Below are 516 nucleotides of genomic sequence, written 5' to 3'. Positions count from 1 at the left end.
ATCCGGATGCGCGTGCCATGACAAACCGCGGCATCGGCACGGGGATCGTGGGCTACAACGTGCAGGCCGCGGTGGATGCCCAGCACCATCTGATCGTCGCGCATGAGGTGACCAACAGCGGCTCGGATCGGGGGCAGTTGTCGGTGATGGCTCAGCAGGCGCAGACGGCCCTGGGCACGCCGAGCCTGGAGGCTTTGGCGGACAGGGGCTACTACAAGGGCGAGGATATCCTGGCCTGCGAAAGGGCTGGGATCACACCCTATGTGCCTAAGACTCTCAACTCGTGCGCCAAGGCCGATGGTCGCTTCGGCAAGCAGGATTTCGTCTATCATCCCGAGGACGACAGCTATCGCTGTCCGGCTGGAGAGCGCCTGACGCGCCGGTTTAGGTCGATTGAGAACGGCATGGCCCTGCACATGTACTGGACCACCTGCTGTGAGCGGTGTGCCCTGAAGGAGCAGTGTACGACCGGCAAGCAGCGGCGCCTCAAGCGCTGGGAGCACGAGGATGTGCTCG

The 516-nt window shown here is 63.8% G+C and carries 1 protein-coding gene; it reads left to right on the top strand.

The features are described 5' to 3' along the window. A partial coding sequence (locus ACXJKO_RS32110; RefSeq protein ID WP_457095028.1) for a transposase occupies window positions 1-516 on the top strand: 516 nt, incomplete at both ends.

The sequence above is a fragment of the Microvirga sp. P5_D2 genome, assembly GCF_054049475.1.
The sequence above is the reverse complement of the archived record's forward strand: the minus strand, read 5'-3'. Positions and strand labels throughout refer to the sequence as shown.